The sequence below is a fragment of the Arthrobacter sp. UYCo732 genome, assembly GCF_040547265.1.
Classification (GTDB): Bacteria; Actinomycetota; Actinomycetes; order Actinomycetales; family Micrococcaceae; genus Arthrobacter.
The window spans coordinates 47,917-65,795 of sequence record NZ_JBEPPJ010000012.1 but is presented as its reverse complement, the minus strand read 5'-3'; the positions used below and the strand labels follow the sequence as shown (position 1 = coordinate 65,795).

Genomic DNA, 17,879 nt, shown 5'->3' with positions numbered 1-17,879 from the left:
AAGGCACCATGACCCCTCACATTCCGGATAACACCACGGCCGGCGCTCCGGCTGCTGAAACCACTTCCCATATCACGGTGGAAGGCTTCGACAGCCAGGTCCCCGTTGTCATAGACCTCGATGCACCCCGCGACGGCGTGCCGCTGGTCATCGAAACCCAGTCCGGGCTGGAGCGGTGCGCGGCTGCCATCGCCGCCGGAACAGGACCGGCGGGGGTTGATGCCGAGCGTGCTTCAGGGTTCCGGTACGGCCAGCGCGCGTTTCTGGTCCAGATCCGCCGCGAGGGCTCCGGTACCTGGCTGATCGACCCTGAAGCGTTCGAGGACCTCGCCATCATCAACGATGCGCTCCAAGGGGTGGAATGGATCCTGCATGCGGCCAGCCAGGACCTTCCGTGCCTGCTGGAACTTGGCATGTGGCCGGACAAACTTTTCGACACGGAGCTGGCCGCACGGCTGGCTGGCTTGCCGCGCGTTGGGCTGGCCGCCGTCATCGAACAGCTGCTGGGTTTCGGCCTGGCCAAGGAACACTCTGCCGCGGACTGGTCCACCCGGCCCCTGCCTGAGCCGTGGCTGCGCTACGCCGCCCTGGACGTAGAAGTCCTGACGGAGCTGCGCGAAGAACTCGTCGAACTGCTCCAGGCGGACGGCAAGCTGGACTACGCGGAACAGGAATTTGCCGCGATCCTCGCCGCCGGAGTGGCGCCGCCACGGATTGACCCATGGCGGAAAACCTCTGGCCTGCATCAGATCCGCGACCGGCGCCAGCTGGCGGCGGTCCGTGAACTATGGCTGGAGCGCGATTCGCTGGCGCAGAAGCGTGACGTTGCCCCGGGCCGGCTGATTCCTGATTCCGCCCTGGTATCGGCGGCCAAAGCTATGCCCGCCACCGTGCCCCAACTTCTAGGTACCAAGGGTTTCCACGGCCGGGCCGCACAGCGCGAAGCGCCCCGGTGGCTTCGGTGCATTGCGGCAGCCAGGGACCTCGAGGAACTTCCGCCGCTGCACCTGCCCACCAACGCCCCTCCCCCGCCGCGTATTTGGGCTGACCGCGATCCCGAGGCCGCCGAGCGCCTCTCCACCGCGCGGCCGCTACTGCAGGCCAAGGCCGAAGAGCTGAACCTGCCAATGGAAAATCTGCTGACCCCGGACTACCTGCGTCGCGTGACGTGGCGTCCGCCGTCGGACCTCAACGAAGAAACGGTGGCCGCCGAACTCCGCTCCCTGGGTGCCCGCGAGTGGCAGATCGGTCTGGTCGCGCCGCTGATCACAGACGCGTTCCGCAACCCACAGCCGCTGCCGGACAAGGAAACCACAGCCGCGGCATCCACCGAATCCCCGGCCAGCTAATCCCAGGTTCGCCGTGGCTCGACGCGTCGGGCACCGGCCCGGCCGCCAGGACGGCCCCCGGGCTTGATGAAGCCAGGATCACCGCTTGCATGCGGTCACGCACCCGCAGCTTGGCCAGCAGCGAGGCGACTGGGTCTTGACCGTTTCCTGGCTCAAGTACAGGGCCGACGCGATCTCGGCGTTGTTCCGCCCGACGCTACAGTCCGCCCGGCCTGGATGATTTCCTCCGGCCGTGAACGCTTGAGCAGAATGCGCGCAGCTCCGCACCTTAGGGCTTCATAAACGTAGTCGACGCTGCCGAAGGTGGTCAGTACCAGGACCTTGGGGGCGTCCCTGCGGGCACCGTCACCAAGCAGCGCACGGGTGGCCTGGATACCGTCCACCAGCGGCTTTCGGACATCCATCAGCACCACATCCGGAGGAAGCCGCGCGACCAAGGCCGGGACTTCCGCCCCATCGGCGCCCTCCCCCACAACCGTCAAGTCCCCTGCCCCTTCGATAATGGCCCGCAGCCCGGAGCGGACCAGCGGCTCGTCATCCAGTGTGGGCAGCGTGATCATGTCTCTGTCCTTTCCATGGGAATTCCGAACTCAATTGCCACACACCATCCAATTCGCCGGCCCGGAACGTGCCGCCCAGCAGCACCGCTCGCCCCCGCAGGCGGGCCAGCCCGGCCCACCCTGATTGGCCTGACCCCGCTGCTTGGCCTGATTCGTGGAGAGCTCGTTGCTGAGGCGGATTCCCAGCCTTCCAGTGTCCCGCCCGCCCGACACTGGCACCGCGACTTCGCACGTCGCCCCGGTCCCATGCTCCAGGCCTGGAGGACGCGATACGCCTCGCGGGCAAGCAGCACCGGCACCGCCGACGTATCAGCGGTGACCTGCAGTTCCACAAGGAACCCCGCAGAGCGGTGCCGGTCCACCAGCTCCTCCAGCTCTGTGAGCGGGCGAGGGTCCAGGTCCGTCGTCGGGCGGGGGATCGAACCGGCCGCGGGGACAGGCTTCCGGTACTGGATCCCAGTCCCCGGACCTGCTGATGCCCCGATCGCTTCGGGATCAACAGGAGCCCGGAGCACGCCCAGTACATGGTCCAGTTCTCCCAACGCAGTCCTCCCTGCCTTCTCACGGCAACCACGGCCGCGGCTGCTTTGGCGGGGCCTTCGCAACCAGCCGATGGGCGATGCAGGATGCCAGGAGGTTGCGGCGGACATTGCGACCCGCACGCGGGAACAGTTTTCCGCGGACTTTCGTTTTGGTTTGTAGTCATGGTTCCAACATCCCGTTCGGGGAGCCGCCGTTCCTCCCCGGAAAGGGTGGTCCCCTTCCCCCATTCGGGGGAACCGGCAGTAGTGGGTCCTTGCACTTCGGTGCAGTTCCTTGCGCAGCATGTTACTCATGAGTAACGTAGTGCCTACTGCCGTCCGGGCGAGTGCTGCCCCTTTGCCTCCGGCCGGCGCCAATGTCTCGATGAGGAGTAAACGTGAGCCACCACGGAAGCAGCGGGTCACCGCGCACTGTCCGCGACGTCGTTTTTGTTGACGGCGTCCGTACCCCCTTCGGGAAGGCCGGCGAGAAAGGCATCTATGCCGGAACCCGTGCCGATGACCTGATGGTGAAGTGCATCCGCGAACTCTTGCGCCGCAACCCCACCCTGCCCGCGGCGCGGATCGACGAAGTGGCCGTAGCCGCCACCACCCAGACCGGAGATCAGGGCCTGACGCTCGGCCGCACGGCCGCCCTTCTGGCCGGGCTCCCCCGTACGGTGCCCGGCTTCGCCATAGACAGGATGTGCGCCGGCGCAATGACCGCAGTCACCACGACGGCGAGCGGCATCGGTTTCGGCGCGTACGACGTCGTGATTGCCGGGGGTGTGGAGCACATGGGCAACCACCCGATGGGCTCCGGCGCCGATCCGAACCCGCGCTTTATGGCCGAGCGCCTGGTTGATCCGGCCGCCCTGAACATGGGCAATACGGCGGAAAACCTGCATGACCGTTTCCCCGATATCACCAAGGAACGCACGGACGCCTACGCTGTTGCCTCCCAGGACAAGCTGGCGGCGGCGTACGCCCGCGAGCAGATCCAACCTGACCTCGTTTCTGTGGCGGCCCTGAAGCCGGGCCAGGGCTGGACGCTGAACAGCGTTGACGAGCCGCCCCGCCCAGGCACCACGCTGGCGGACCTCGCCGCCCTGCGCACTCCTTTCCGCGCCCACGGCCGCGTAACGGCGGGCAACGCCGCCGGCCTCAACGACGGCGCCACCGCAGCCGTTTTGGCATCCTCCGAGGCCGCCGCGGAGCTGGGCCTGTCCATCAAAATGCGCCTGGTCAACTACGCCTACGCAGGGGTTGAGCCGGAAGTCATGGGCATCGGGCCCGTTCCCGCCACCGAAAAGGCCCTGAAGAATGCTGGACTGGCCATTGAGGACATCGGGCTTTTCGAGATTAACGAAGCCTTTGCCGTCCAGGTGTTGAGTTTCCTGGACCACTTTGGCATTTCCGACGACGATCCCCGGGTTAATCGCTACGGCGGCGCCATTGCGGTGGGCCACCCGCTGGCCTCCTCCGGCGTCAGGCTGATGAACCAACTGGCGCGGCAGTTCGAGGAAGACCCGTCCGTCCGGTACGGCATCACCACCATGTGCATCGGTCTGGGCATGGGCGCCACCGTCATCTGGGAAAACCCGCACCACGCCGACTACAACGGCGCCGTCGCAGCAGAGGCCCACGAAGCAACTACTGAAGCAACCACCGAAGGAGCTGCCTCATGAGCGCCGCAGATTTCACCAAGCTTGCCGAACTATTTCCGAATGAAACTGTGACGCACTCCTACGTCCAGGACGTCGAACTGCCGGCGGCACCGAGCCAGCGAAGCCCTGGAGTCGTTGCACTGATCACCCTCGATAACGGCCTGGACCACTCGAAGCCCACCACCCTGGGCCCGAACACCCTGGTTGAACTGGGCACCGTCCTGGAGGGGCTAAAGGAGCGTGCCGCCCGCGGTGAGATCGTCGGCGTCGGCGTCACCGGCAAGCCCTACTTCCTGGTGGCCGGCGCAGACCTGTCCGCAGTCAAGTCACTGGAGAACCGCGAACACGGTTTGTGGATGGCCCAGCTCGGCCACGAGGTTTACACCACGTTGGCCAACCTCGGCGTACCCAGTTTCGCCTTCATCAACGGTGTTGCCCTGGGCGGTGGCCTGGAGATCGCTCTGCAGTCCACCTACCGCACCGTATCTACGGGGGCCGGCGCGCTGGCGCTGCCTGAAGCCTTCCTCGGCCTCGTGCCCGGCTGGGGCGGGGTCTACATCCTGCCGCGGCTGATCGGTCCGGAGAATGCGGTCAAGGTGATGATCGAAAATCCACTCAGCAACAACCGCACCCTCAGCGGGCCGCAGGCCTTCGAGCTCGGCATCGCCGATGCCTTGTTCGAACCGGCCGACTTCCTGGAGCAGTCCCTCCTCTGGGCTGCAAAGGTCATCACCGGCGAGGTCACTCCCGAGCGGGCCAACGCCGTCGACCCTTCCGACCCCGCCGTCGCCGCCCGCTGGTCAGCGGCCGTCAAAGCAGGGCGTGCGCTGGTGGAGGCCAAAACGTCCAACGCGTCCCCTGCGCCGGGCAAGGTCTTGGACATCCTGGAGGCTAACCGCACTACGAGCCAGGCCGAGTCGTCGGCCCTCGAGTGCGAGACCCTTGCCGGGCTGATGCAGAGCGATGAATTCCGCTCCACGGTCTACGCCTTCCTGGACCTGGTCCAGAAGCGGTCCAAGCGGCCGGCGGGCGCCCTGGACCGGAAGCTCGCACGGCCGGTAAACAAGGTAGGCGTGGTGGGCGCAGGCCTGATGGCGAGCCAGCTCGCGTTGCTGTTCGCCCGGCAGCTCAAGGTCCCCGTGGTCATGACCGACATCGACCAGGCCCGCGTGGACAAGGGGGTGGGTTACGTCCATGCCGAGGTGGACAAGCTCCTTGGAAAGAAGCGGATCAGCCCGGACGCAGCCAACCGCACCAGGGCACTGGTCACAGGCTCGGTATCCAAGGAAGCCTTCGCCGACGCCGACTTCGTCATTGAGGCCGTTTTCGAAGAGCTGAACGTCAAAAAGCAGGTCTTCGCCGAAGTGGAAGCCATCGTCTCGCCGGACTGCATCCTCGCCAGCAACACTTCATCCCTGTCCGTCACCGCCATGGCCGAGGACCTAGCCCACCCCGAACGGCTGGTCGGGTTCCACTTCTTCAACCCGGTGGCGGTCATGCCGCTGCTGGAAATCGTCCGTGCGCCCAAGACCGACGACGCCGTGCTGGCCACCGCGTTTGAGCTGGCCAAGGGCTTGCAGAAGACGGCCGTACTGGTCAAGGATGCGCGCGCCTTTGTGGTCAACAGGGTCCTGCTGCGCCTTATGGGCGAAGTGACAGCGGCGTTTGATGAAGGCACCCCCGCCGACATTGCCGACAACGCGCTCCGGCCCATGGGCCTGCCGATGACCCCGTTCACGCTGGGTGCCATGGTGGGCCTGCCGGTGGCCCAGCACGTCCAGGAGTCCCTGCACGCCGCGTTCGGCGACCGCTTTGAGGTGTCCGCCAACCTGCAGAAGCTGATCGACAACGGCGTAAAGTCGATCTGGGCCCCCACCGCTGAGGGCTCCCAGGAAATCCCCGCGTCCACCCTCTCTCTCATGTCCTTCGGCACGTCCCCCTCCACCGGAGCTGAAGTCCTGCACCGGGTCCAGGATGCCCTGGCAGAGGAAATCGGCCTCATGCTGGACGAGGGTGTGGTGGCCGGCCCCGAGGACATTGACCTGTGCATGATCCTTGGCGCTGGCTGGCCCATGTTCCTGGGTGGCATCACGCCGTATCTGGACCGCGTTGGCGCCTCGGAGCGGGTGAACGGCCAGCGCTTTCACGCACCGGGCGTTGCTTCCAGCACGGCCGCGGCCTCCCCGCCTCCCGCTCCCCCCGCCTGAAGAGTTTTTGGTCAGATAACGCCTCCTAACGGCCTTTAAATCCGTGTTATCTGACCAAAAACTCCAAGGTGAGGCTACTGGCCGCTCAAATCCGCCGCAGCCGGCCGGCGTCGAGCCGCACCAGCCGGTGCGCGATAGACCGTGCATAGTCCAGGTCGTGGGTGACCAGCACGACGGCGGTGCCCTCCGCCGTCGTGCTGCGGACCACCCGGTCCAGCACGGCCAGTCCATGGCCGTCAAGGGCTACCGTTGGTTCATCCAGCGCAAGGACTGATGGACGGCGGGCCAGCACTGTGGCAAGCGCAAGCAGGCGCTGCTGGGACGCGGGCAGCTCCGCAGGATGCCGTCCGGCAAGGTGCTCCAGGCCAACGGCGGCGAGGGCTAGCTGCACCGCCTCGTCCGCCCCTGACCGCCGGCGGTCCAGTCCGAAGCGGACTTCCCGTTCGACGGTCCGCTCAAACAGCTGGTCCCTGGGCTGCTGGAAAAGGAGCCCGACGTCGGCCGCCACACGTCCCACCGGCTGCCCTCCAATGTTCCGCCCCTTGACCAGCACGCTGCCTGCTGTTGGTTGCAGCAAGCCGTTGAGGTGCCGAAGCATCGTGGATTTTCCAGCTGCGTTGGGCCCTGTCACAGCCAGGATCTCGCCGGCGCTGACGGTCAGGCTGAGTCCGTGCAGGACCGGGTCAGCCGGCGGACTCGGCTTTGTCCTGAACCAGCCTCCACGCTTGGTCCGCCGGTACGTGAAAGCGATGTCTCGAAGTTCCACGGCCGGCGGACTGTCGACGGCGGCTGGATAGCTGTCTGCCCCCAGCGGCGGCATGCCGGTGTAGGGTCCGGGGCAGACCACGCCCGCCCTTTCCAGCACCCCGGCAGCCACGATTTCGGCCGGGGTGCCTCCCGCAGCTACGGCACCGCCGGCAAGCACCAGCCAGGTGTCGGCGTTGTGCAGGAAGGCATCGGCCCGCTGGCTCAGGATCACGACGGCGGTGCCGTCCTGGACCAGGCTCCACACCAGCGCTGCGAGGTCCGCGGCACCGTCCGCGTCAAGGGAGGCGAAGGGCTCGTCCATGATAAGAACTGCCGGGCGCGGAATGACAGCGCAGCCGATGGCCAGGCGGCGCAGCTGACCGCCTGAAAGCATGGCTGGGTCCTGGTCCAACAAGTGGGTCAGGCCGGTCAGTGCTGCTGTGCCCAGGACGGCGTCCGCCATCTTCCCGCGGTCCATCCCCGCGTTTTCGAGTCCAAAGGCCAGCTCCTCGGCAACCGTGGCACGGACCGTGGACAGGGCGGCCGCAGGATCCTGCGGCACCAGACCCACCTGGCGGCCCCAGCTGCCGGGATCGATACGGTGATCGGCAGCCGTCCCGGTGAAACGAAGGCGCGTTCCTGCGAGCTCAAGAAATCCGGTGAGGGACCCGCCGTTGCCGGGCAGCAGCCAGCCGGCGAGCAGGCGTCCTACCGTTGATTTTCCGCTGCCGGAGCCGCCCAGCACGGCGGTCATCGTGCCCGCGGCGAAGGACAGCTCAATGCCCGTCAGGACCGGTACCTGCTCCCCGGTGAAGACAAATTCTTCGATCCCCGCTGCCAGTGCCGGCGGTGAGGTATGCGCCACAGCTAAGCACCCGCCGTCGGCTGCAAGAGCCGCGCGGCGATGGCCGCCACCGCCGCGAGCAGCAGGACCAGGCGCACCCACCGCTGTGCCGGAGGATCCGGCACTTCCCGGTAACTGGTGTGCGGCCCGGCACTGCCAAAACCGCGGGCCTGCAAGGCCGCCGCGCGTGAGCCGGCCTCTTCCACGAGGGCCAGCACCAAGGGAACCGCCTGCCACCGGAACGCGCCCGCACGCCCGACAATTCCAGGCCTGATCACCAGGCCTCGCGCTTCCTGGGCTTGCCGGATCCGGGCCAGCCGCGAGCTGATGGCCGGCAACAGTGTCAGGGTGGAGGCGACCACAAACGCGAACCGCGCGTGGACGCCGCGAGTGGACAGGGAAGCCACCAGGTCCGGGACGCTCATGGTGAACGAACAGAGCAGCAGCACCAGCACTGCTGCGGAAATCTGCGCAGCCCGTTGGAGGGCAAACTGCAGTCCTTCGACGGTGACGCGGGCCGGTCCCCACTGCGCCAGGACCGTGGTGCCCTCAGGAAAGAACAGTCCGTGCAGGGCAAGCAGCGACAAAACCAATGGAATAAGGATGACCGCCGCCGCCGGCAGCATCCGGCGCGCGGCTCCCCCGGCGACTGACAGAACCGCGGCCGCGGCGATCACGGCGAGGGACAACGGCCAGCTTGCGGCCGCCGTCGTGATGATTGCGGTGCTGCCAGCGGCCGCGAGCGATGTCAGAGGGTGGAGGCGCATCAGGGCGTGGGTCAGGAATCCCGGACGACGGGCTGGTCGGTGGAATTGCCGGCGGGCTGGTCGATGGATTTGCCGGCGAGCTGGTCGATGGATTTGCCGGCGAGCACGCGGCGCCCCCGGACAAAAGGGAACTGCAGGAGGGTACGGCGTGGCAGGGCGTACACCAGGACGGCTACGAGCGTAAAGACGATGGCCTTGTCCATGGGGTCCGAGATCAGGGCCTGCTTGGTGATCGCGGCCAGGAGCGTGTCGCCCATGGAGCGGAAAGCGCTGACGATGGCGCCGGTGGCCAGCCCTGAGGTGCCGCCGAAGACGAACGCGGCCACGGGGGCGGAGACCACACCGCCGATGATGCCGGTCAGGAAGCCGGCCACCGGCGCCAGGTAGAAGCGACGGAACAGGCCGTAGCGGGCGGCGAGGCCGGCCAGGCAGCCGATCAGGGCGGCACCGGCGGCGAAGGGCAGGACTGTCGGGTTGAAGAATGACCAGACAATGCTGCTGAGGGCGCCCGTGGCAGCACCTGCGGCAGGTCCGGCCAGAACGGCAATCAGGACGGTGCCGATGGCGTCGAGGTAGAACGGCACCAAGGTGCTGCCCACGAACTGGCCCAGGACAATGTTCAGCACCAGGGCCACCGGAATCAGAACCAGCGTGGAGACGGGCAGCGTGGGCAGGACGCCGATGATCAGCAGCGCCGCGCCCACGAGGAAGCCGGACAGGGCGATCAGGGCTGAGGCGCTGCCCGGGCCGCCGGTGATGTCCGCGGGCTGGTTCAGCACCAGATAGATATAGGTGCCGGCAATGGCCACGGCACCGAGGATTTCGAGCAGGCGACGGTTCCGGGCAGTGGCCGGCGTGTGCGGCGGCAGTGTGAGGGGGTGCGATGACATGGCGTTCCTTCGAAGGATGCGGGCTGTGGCGCCCGGATGGCCCCGGGCGTTGCGGAACGCCGCCTATGTCACCTCGGCGGCAGCCGGGGGCGTCTGCGCCGGCCCGGTCCCGCCCATCATTCTACCGGGAAGGGCCCGGTCTCAGCCGACCCTGCGGGCCAGGCGCCCGAGGGAGGACACCAGTTCGTCGAAGGCCTGCGGCGGGTTGTTGTCCGAGACGATCCGGGCGTTGGGCGGATGCTTCCACAGGTTCCTGTAGTCGGCCACGGTGGTCCCCATCAACAGCGCCGATTCAACCTCGACATCCACGGTGGCCAGGCGGGTTGCATAGTCGAGGGTCCCGGCCGCCACACCGGCGGCGAAGTAGTCGTGGACGTGCGCCAGGTAGCCCTGGCCATGGAGCCGGTGAAACTCAAAGTAGAAGCGCAGGGCATCGGACAGGTGCCGTACCAGCGGACTGTCCGCAGTGCTCCTGAGCCCTTCAGGCTGCTTTGGCAGCACCAATTCCGGCTCGCCGCAGCCGGCAGCTTCCGCAAGCCGCCACACATGCTCGGGCCGCAGCTCGATCCGCTCAGTGGTGTCCAGTGAACAGACAATGGGCAGCCGGTCCACCGGCAAGCCGCGGTAGGCCGCATAAACTTCCTTGGCCGCCTGCGGATCAACGTGCGTATTCCATTCGGCTGTAGGCGTGGTGTTCCCCTGGTGGTAAAAGCTGCCGCCCATGATCACCACCTTGCCCAGCAGTTCGGGCAGCCGCGGTTCACGCCGGATGGCCAGCGCGAAATTCGTCAGCGGTGCCGTAATCAGGGCCGTCAGTTCCCCCGGACTGGCCCGGGCCGCCTCCACCCATAAATCGGCCGCGTGCCGCGGCGACACCGTCCCGGACGGCCGCGGCAGGACCGCATACCCAAGCCCCTGGGGGCCATGTGTCTCCGGTGTTGTCACCAGCGGAATGGTGAGTGGACCTTCCGCGCCGACCACGACCTCAACCCCGGTGCGGCCGCACAGTTCCAACATGGCCAGCGTGTTGCGTGCCACCTGGTGCGCATCCACGTTCCCGGCCGACGCCGTGACGGCCACAAACTCCACGTCGGGCAGCGAGGCCAGGTAGGCCAGCGCCAGGGCGTCGTCGATCCCGGTGTCAACGTCCAGCAGGAGCCTGGTCATCGGTGGGATCCCTAGAAGAGTGCCACTTTGGGGACCTTGGGAAAGATCCCGTCCAGTTCCTCAAGCTCCGCCGGCGTAGGCACCCATGCCACGGCCTCGGCGTTCTGGCGGATCTGTTCGGGCCTGGTGGCCCCCGCGATCACGCTGCTGACGGCAGGCTGCGCCGCGAGCCAGGAGAAGGCCACCTGAATCTCGGTCAGCCGGCGTTCCGCGGCGAAGTCGCTGAACCGCTGGAGCTGGCCCCAGTCGGCGTCGTGCACCATGTGGGTTCGGGTATGGCTGAGCCGGGAACCTTCCGGCGCCTTGTCCGGCGCGTATTTTCCGGTGAGCAGCCCGTTGGCCAGCGGGAAATACGGCAGGACGCCCAAGCCGTAGGCTTCCGCCACCGGAGTGACTTCCAGTTCGGCCCGCCGATCCAGGAGGTTGTAGTGGTTCTGGGTGGAGATAAAGCGCGCCCCGCCGGCTGCGCGGGCCACAAATTCGGCCTCGGCGATCTGCCAGCCGGCGCGGTTTGAGTGCCCGATGTAGCGCACCTTGCCGCTGGTGACGAGGTCATCGAGGGCGGACAGGGTTTCCTCGATGGGGGTCAGCGGGTCCGGAGTATGGAACTGGTACAGGTCGATCCAGTCAGTACCGAGGCGGCGCAGTGAGGCTTCGGCGGCGCGGATGATGTAGCGCCGGGAGCCCCTGGCACCGTAGTCTGGTCCGTTGGCTCCGCGCATGTTCATCCCGAACTTGGTGGCCACCACGGCCTCATCGCGCCGGCCGGCCAGGGCCTTACCCAGCATCGTTTCGCTGAGTCCGGGCTCGCGCCCGTAGTTGTCGGCAACGTCGAAGAGCGTCACCCCGGCGTCGAGGGCGGCATGCACGACGGCGTCCGTCCCCTCCTGTGACTCGGTCACCGTTTGGGCGCGGCCCAGGTTGTTGCAGCCGAGCCCCACCACGGAGACGGTCAGCCCGGACTTTCCCAGGCGGCGGTATTCAGTCACGGAGATCCCCTAAACGCTGAAGCTGTTGGCGGGTTTCGCCGAGTGCTTGAGTTTGAAGTTGGCCGGTTCCTTGCAGGGTGCGGCGCCGATGCTCAGCTTGGTGAAGTCCAGGTCCTCACCACGGCTGCAGATCTTGATGGCGCTGACAGCCTTGTTCACCTCAGGGCAGAGGCAGAAGATGTTCAGCTTGTAGTCGCTGAACTCGGAGCGTTCAACGGTACCCAGTCCACGCCAGGCCAGATGGCTGATGAGGGCGTCCTTGGCTTTCTCCTCAAGGTAGCGGTCCCTCTCGGTGCCGTCCTTGGTCTTGAGGGCGAACTGGGCAACCACCCAGAACTGTTCTTCCTCAGGGATCTCGGCGTAGCCGTCCTCGCCACACTGGACCGCAAAGGCGTCCATCAGTCCCTCCGCGGCAGCGGCGTCCGCAACGTCTGTCTCTTCGGTCTTGCTCTGGTGGCCCACCACACCGTAGTTCATCACAAACTGGCTGTAGTCCTCGTCAAACCAGCCTTCGCGGAAGTGCAGCGCTCCCTCGTCGTCCCGTTTGTAGACCCTGATAATTCCGCTCATGCCCGTCCCTTCGTGAACCATTCGACGTGGGTGCCGTCGAACGGTGCGTGCTGTGCCTTGACGGCCTGATATAGCTCGTCCGCGGCCGCCTGGATATCGTCCACCAGCCGGTCCGGGTAGTTCATGGCGATCCGGTGCTCGGCGAACTCGTCCTGGTCGTCAATGAAGACGCCACGCCCCGCCATCCGGATGACGTCCAGGTCCATGTCGATGACATGGAACTCGGTGACGGCCGCCCGGATCTCCGTCCACTCATGGGCAACTGCCAGGTCGACGTAGACCCGGACCCCGCTGGGGTGGGCCGAATCGTAGAACGTTGCAACCCAGTCTCCGGAACGCGGTACCAGCAGCACGGCATCGGACTGGGTGTAGAACGCCGCACCGGGCCGGGAGCAGAACTCGTTCGTCCCTTGGAAGATCCACCAGCCGTGCCGGTCCTCCCCCAGGTAGCGCCCCGGAACCACCCAGTGGGCTTTGCCGTTCCATTTCCTGTTGCGCGCCACCACCAGCTGGCCGGGCTGCAGGTCGGCTGGAACCCGCGTGGTGCTGGTATGCGTCGCCGGTCCTCTTTCCGCTGCTGCGCCCGGATACTTCAGTGCGTCTTCTTCCCTCACAGAATCGGAAGACTGCCGGTGGTGGGGTGCTCCTGGCCGGGCAGGGGCCGCGCAAACGGGACCTTTGTGCCCAAAACCTGGGCGACGACGTCGTGCGTGACCTGCTGTGCTGTCAGTCCCACGCGTTCCATGACCTGGCTCCGGGTACCGTGATCCAGGAATTCAGCAGGAAGCCCCACCTCGTTTAAGGCGGTGTCCACCCCGGCCGCGCGCATCTCCTGCCGGATGCGTGACCCTACGCCGCCGGCCCTGACGCCATCCTCGATGCAAATGACCAGCCGGTGGTGGGAGGCCAGCGCAATGATGGAACGGCGCACGGGCAATACCCAGCGCGGATCCACCACGGTGGTGCTGATGCCCTGGGCGCCGAGCCGGTTGGAGACGTCCAAGGCGAGTTCGGACATTGCGCCGACGCTGACTATCAGGACATCGTTTTCGCTGGAACCTGCGGGGCGGCGGGCCAGCACGTCGACACCGTCGCTCAACCGTTCGAGGGCTTCCACTTCGGCGCCCACCGAGCCCTTGGAGAAACGCACCACTGTGGGGGCGTCGTTGATGGCCACAGCTTCGCGGAGTTCCTCCCGCAACCGGGAGGCGTCCCGTGGCGCGGCAAGGTGCAGTCCGGGCACAATCTGGACCATGGCCATGTCCCACATGCCGTGGTGGCTGGCGCCGTCCGGCCCGGTCACGCCGGCCCGGTCCAACACGATGGTGACGCCGGCCTTATGCAGGGCGACGTCCATCAGGAGCTGGTCGAACGCACGGTTCAGGAAGGTGGCATACAGGGCCACGACGGGGTGGAGGCCACCGAAAGCCATGCCCGCTGCGGAGGTGAGTGCGTGCTGTTCGGCAATGCCGACGTCGATCACGCGGTCCGGGTGCTTGGCGGCGAACTTGTGCAGGCCCACGGGGATCAGCATGGCCCCCGTGATGCCCACAATGTCAGCGCGCTCATCGGAGATGACCGAGATCTCGTCGGCAAAGACAGACGTCCAGGACTGTGCACCGGAGGCTCCGGTGGGTTCTCCGGTTTCGGGGTCGATAATGCCTACGGCATGGAACTGATCGGCCTCATGCGCCCGGGCCGGAGCGTAGCCATGGCCCTTTTCGGTCATGGCATGGACAATCACGGGCCCTGCATAGGTCCGGGCGGTGGAGAGGGCGTGCTCCATGGCCTGGAGGTTGTGGCCGTCCACGGGGCCGATGTACTTCATGCCGAGGCCCTCGAACATCCCCTGTGGAGCCCACCAGTCCTTGATGCCTTTTTTCATGGCATGCAGACTCTTGTAAGTGAACTGGCCCATCGGGCCGCCACTCTGGAGTTTTTTCTTCCACCAGTCCAGCGTGCCCTCATAGGCCGGAGCAGCGCGAAAGGAGTCGATAGTGGGGCGAAGCGAGGCCAGATAGTCCGCGAAGCCGCCGACCGTGGGCGCATATGAGCGGCCGTTGTCATTAACAACAATCACTACGCGGCGGCGTTTGTCCGCCGCAATGTTGTTGATGGCTTCCCAGGCCATGCCGCCGGTCAGGGCACCGTCACCGACGACGGCAACCACGTAGCGGTCACCTTCCCCGGTCAGCTGCCTGGCGCGGGAAATACCGTCCGCCCAGGACAGGGAGGAAGACGCATGCGAGCTTTCCACGATGTCGTGCTCTGACTCGGCGCGGGACGGGTAGCCGGACATCCCGCCCTGCTGGCGCAGGGTGCGGAAGTCCTGGCGACCGGTCAGGAGTTTGTGCACGTAGGACTGGTGGCCCGTGTCGAACACGATACTGTCCCGCGGCGAATCGAAGATGCGGTGCAGGGCCAGCGTCAGTTCCACAACACCGAGGTTGGGACCCAGGTGTCCACCCGTCTGGGAGACATTGGTGATCAGGAAACTCCTGACCTCATCAGCCAGTTCTTCGAGCTGCCCCTGGGACAGTCCGTTCAGGTCCTGCGGATTCCGGATGGTGTCCAAGATTCCCAATGACCCCTCCTTCGGGTGGTAGACGTGCCTAATAACTCTAACGCCTTGGTTGAAATGCAAAGCCGAAGCCCCGGCTGGTCGGTGACCGGCCGGGGCTTCAAAAGGCTGCTGCGTGGGTTCAGTTACCGGCTAGTTTGCGGAGATCTGGCGCAGGACGTACTGCAGGATGCCGCCGTTGCGGTAGTAGTCGGCCTCGCCCGGGGTATCGATGCGGAGTACTGCATCGAAGGACTTGGCGGAGCCGTCTTCTGCTGTGGCCGTGACCTTGAGGGTCTTGGGCGTGGTGCCTTCGTTCAGGGCGGTGACGCCCTCAACCGAGAAGGATTCCGTGCCGGTCAGGCCCAGGGTGGCGGCAGATTCTCCAGCCGGGAACTGCAGGGGCAGGACGCCCATGCCGATCAGGTTGGAGCGGTGGATGCGCTCGTAGCTTTCGGCGACGACGGCCTTGACGCCCAGGAGCGCCGTACCCTTCGCAGCCCAGTCGCGGGAGGATCCGGAGCCGTATTCCTTGCCCGCCAGGACTACCAGCGGGGTGCCGGCTGCCTGGTAGTTCTGAGCGGCGTCGTAGACGTTCGCCTGCGGACCGTCTGCCTGGCTGAAATCGCGGGTGAAGCCACCCTCGACGCCGTCGAGCAGCTGGTTCTTGATGCGGATGTTCGCGAACGTGCCGCGGATCATGACTTCGTGGTTGCCACGGCGTGAGCCATAGGAGTTGAAGTCCTTGCGCTCCACACCGTTGGCCAGGAGGTACTGGCCGGCGGGGGTGTCCGACTTGAAGGAACCGGCCGGGGAGATGTGGTCGGTGGTGACCGAGTCGCCCAGCTTCAGCAGCACGCGTGCGCCGGTGATGTCCTGGACGGGCTCCGGCTGTGCTTTAATGCCGTCGAAGTACGGGGGCTTCCGCACGTACGTGGAGTTCGGATCCCAGGCGAAGGTGTCGCCGGCCGGCGTGTCGAGCGCCTTCCAGCGTGCGTCGCCGTCAAAAACACCCTCGTAGCCGCGGGCGAACATGTCCTTGTCGATCGAGGAATCGATGACCTGCTGGACCTCGACCGGGTTGGGCCAGATGTCCTTCAGGAAAACGTCATTGCCGGCTTCGTCCTTGCCCAGGGAATCGGTGTCGAAGTCGAAGTCCATGGACCCGGCCAGGGCGTAAGCGATGACAAGCGGCGGGGAGGCCAGGTAGTTCATCTTCACGTCCGGGTTGATCCGGCCTTCGAAGTTGCGGTTACCGGAGAGCACCGCGGTGACGGAAAGGTCGTTGGCCTGGATGGCTTCCGAGATTTCGGCGTCCAGCGGGCCGGAGTTGCCAATGCAGGTGGCGCAGCCGTAGCCCACGATGTAGAAGCCGAGCTTCTCCAGGTACGGCGTCAGGCCTGACTTCTCGTAGTAGTCGGTGACTACCTTGGAACCGGGGGCCACGGAGGTCTTGACCCACGGCTTCGACACCAGGCCCTTGTCGACGGCGTTGCGGGCCAGCAGCGCGGCTGCCAGCATCACCGACGGGTTGGACGTGTTGGTGCAGGACGTGATCGAAGCGATGGAGACCGCTCCGTGGTCCAGTTCGAACTCGCGGCCATCTTCAGTCTTGATGTGCACCGGGCTGCTCGGACGCCCGTCGGCGCCGTTCGCGGCGGACACAACACGGCTGGTCTCGGTGGTGTGCGAGTCGGCGTGCGTGAAGGACGGTGCGTCCGAGGCCGGGAACGATTCGTCCAGGGACTCGTCCACGCTGCCGTCTTCGATGGCGACGTAGTTGTGGATGTCCTTGCGGAACTGCTCCTTGGCATCCGTTAGCTCGATGCGGTCCTGCGGACGCTTCGGGCCGGAGATGGACGGAACAACCGTGGACAGGTCCAGTTCGAGGTACTCGGAGAACTTGATCTCATGCGACGGATCGTGCCAGAGGCCCTGTTCCTTCGCGTAGGACTCCACGAGTGCCACATTCTCGTCCGAACGGCCGGTGAGCCGCAGGTAATCCAATGTGACGTCGTCGATCGGGAACATTGCGGCGGTGGAACCGAATTCCGGGCTCATGTTGCCGATGGTGGCACGGTTCGCGAGCGGCACCGCGGCAACGCCCTCGCCGTAGAATTCCACGAACTTACCAACAACACCGTGCTTGCGCAGCTGCTCGGTGATGGTCAGCACAACGTCGGTGGCGGTGGCGCCGGCCGGGATGGACCCGGTCAGCTTGAAGCCAACAACACGCGGGATGAGCATCGAGACAGGCTGTCCCAGCATGGCCGCTTCGGCTTCGATGCCACCCACGCCCCAGCCCAGGACACCCAGGCCATTGACCATGGTGGTGTGCGAGTCGGTACCAACGCAGGTGTCGGGGTAGGCCCGGACAACGCCGTCGATTTCGCGGGTCATGACCGTGCGCGCCAGGTATTCGATGTTGACCTGGTGCACAATGCCGGTTCCCGGCGGAACAACCTTGAAGTCATCAAAGGCCGTCTGGCCCCAGCGCAGGAACTGGTAACGCTCACCGTTCCGCTGGTATTCGATCTCCATGTTGCGCTCCAGTGCGCCGGAGTTACCGAAAACGTCAATCTGCACGGAGTGGTCAATGACCATTTCCGCGGGGGCCAGGGGGTTGACCCGCTTGGGATCGCCGCCCAGTTCCTTGACGGCTTCACGCATTGTCGCCAGGTCCACCACGCACGGGACGCCGGTGAAGTCCTGCATGATCACGCGGGCAGGCGTGAACTGGATTTCTGTATCGGGCTGGGCATTAGGATCCCAGCCCGCCAAGGCGCGCACGTGATCGGCAGTGATGTTCGCGCCGTCCTCGGTCCTCAACAGGTTTTCAAGCAATACCTTGAGGCTGAACGGAAGGTTTTCTGCACCTTCAACGGAGTTCAACCGGAAAATTTCGTATTCGGTTCCGGCTACATTAAGTTTGCCTTTTGAACCGAAGCTGTCCACAATGCTCATCGCAGGACTCCTCTCGCAACAGTTTCATCTTTGTCGTGCGGTACACCGCTTGCTAGTTAGGCAGGCCTAATCAGCGC

General features: G+C 65.8%; 13 protein-coding genes. 3 read left to right on the top strand and 10 right to left on the bottom strand.

Translation table 11 applies throughout. The features are described 5' to 3' along the window. The first annotated feature begins 8 nt into the window (after nucleotides 1-8). Nucleotides 9-1,349 carry an HRDC domain-containing protein gene (locus tag ABIB45_RS15055; protein ID WP_354216665.1) on the top strand — a complete coding sequence of 447 codons (1,341 nt, stop codon included), beginning with the start codon at nucleotides 9-11 and terminating at the stop codon, nucleotides 1,347-1,349. 152 nt (nucleotides 1,350-1,501) lie between these two features. Here the strand turns inward: ABIB45_RS15055 and ABIB45_RS15050 are convergent, their stop codons facing one another. Beyond that, on the bottom strand, nucleotides 1,502-1,909 hold the full coding sequence (locus ABIB45_RS15050; protein WP_354216664.1) for a response regulator: 408 nt from the start codon (nucleotides 1,907-1,909) through the stop codon (nucleotides 1,502-1,504). A gap of 919 nt (nucleotides 1,910-2,828) precedes the next feature. Between ABIB45_RS15050 and ABIB45_RS15045 the strand changes: the two genes are divergently transcribed. Further along, nucleotides 2,829-4,118 carry a thiolase family protein gene (locus tag ABIB45_RS15045; RefSeq protein ID WP_354216663.1) on the top strand — a complete coding sequence of 430 codons (1,290 nt, stop codon included), beginning with the start codon at nucleotides 2,829-2,831 and terminating at the stop codon, nucleotides 4,116-4,118. Further along, a complete protein-coding gene (locus ABIB45_RS15040; RefSeq protein ID WP_354216662.1) occupies nucleotides 4,115-6,304 on the top strand; it encodes a 3-hydroxyacyl-CoA dehydrogenase NAD-binding domain-containing protein in 2,190 nt (729 codons plus the stop codon). The genes ABIB45_RS15045 and ABIB45_RS15040 overlap by 4 nt, the downstream gene beginning before the upstream one ends. Nucleotides 6,305-6,389: 85 nt before the next feature. On the opposite strand, the gene ABIB45_RS15035 is transcribed toward ABIB45_RS15040, so the two are convergent. From ABIB45_RS15035 to acnA, 9 genes are all read right to left on the bottom strand, one after another. After that, on the bottom strand, nucleotides 6,390-7,916 hold the full coding sequence (locus ABIB45_RS15035; RefSeq protein ID WP_354216661.1) for an ABC transporter ATP-binding protein: 1,527 nt from the start codon (nucleotides 7,914-7,916) through the stop codon (nucleotides 6,390-6,392). Between the two features lie 2 nt (nucleotides 7,917-7,918). Beyond that, nucleotides 7,919-8,662 carry an energy-coupling factor transporter transmembrane component T gene (locus tag ABIB45_RS15030; RefSeq protein WP_354216660.1) on the bottom strand — a complete coding sequence of 248 codons (744 nt, stop codon included), beginning with the start codon at nucleotides 8,660-8,662 and terminating at the stop codon, nucleotides 7,919-7,921. Between the two features lie 11 nt (nucleotides 8,663-8,673). After that, a complete protein-coding gene (locus ABIB45_RS15025; protein WP_354216659.1) occupies nucleotides 8,674-9,552 on the bottom strand; it encodes an ECF transporter S component in 879 nt (292 codons plus the stop codon). Between the two features lie 141 nt (nucleotides 9,553-9,693). Then, on the bottom strand, nucleotides 9,694-10,719 hold the full coding sequence (locus ABIB45_RS15020; protein WP_354216658.1) for a nucleoside hydrolase: 1,026 nt from the start codon (nucleotides 10,717-10,719) through the stop codon (nucleotides 9,694-9,696). 11 nt (nucleotides 10,720-10,730) lie between these two features. Next, entirely contained in the window at nucleotides 10,731-11,708 is a 978-nt protein-coding gene (locus tag ABIB45_RS15015) for an aldo/keto reductase (protein ID WP_354216657.1), read from the bottom strand. A gap of 9 nt (nucleotides 11,709-11,717) precedes the next feature. Next, entirely contained in the window at nucleotides 11,718-12,278 is a 561-nt protein-coding gene (locus ABIB45_RS15010) for a hypothetical protein (protein WP_354216656.1), read from the bottom strand. Then, nucleotides 12,275-12,892 carry a DUF402 domain-containing protein gene (locus ABIB45_RS15005; RefSeq protein ID WP_354216655.1) on the bottom strand — a complete coding sequence of 206 codons (618 nt, stop codon included), beginning with the start codon at nucleotides 12,890-12,892 and terminating at the stop codon, nucleotides 12,275-12,277. Before ABIB45_RS15005 ends, ABIB45_RS15010 begins: the two co-directional genes overlap by 4 nt. Continuing rightward, nucleotides 12,889-14,862: a 1-deoxy-D-xylulose-5-phosphate synthase gene (gene dxs / locus ABIB45_RS15000; RefSeq protein WP_354216654.1), complete on the bottom strand. Its 1,974-nt coding sequence runs from the start codon at nucleotides 14,860-14,862 to the stop codon at nucleotides 12,889-12,891. Before dxs ends, ABIB45_RS15005 begins: the two co-directional genes overlap by 4 nt. A gap of 129 nt (nucleotides 14,863-14,991) precedes the next feature. Then, entirely contained in the window at nucleotides 14,992-17,802 is a 2,811-nt protein-coding gene (gene acnA / locus ABIB45_RS14995; RefSeq protein WP_354216653.1) for an aconitate hydratase AcnA, read from the bottom strand. Nucleotides 17,803-17,879: the final 77 nt, after the last annotated feature.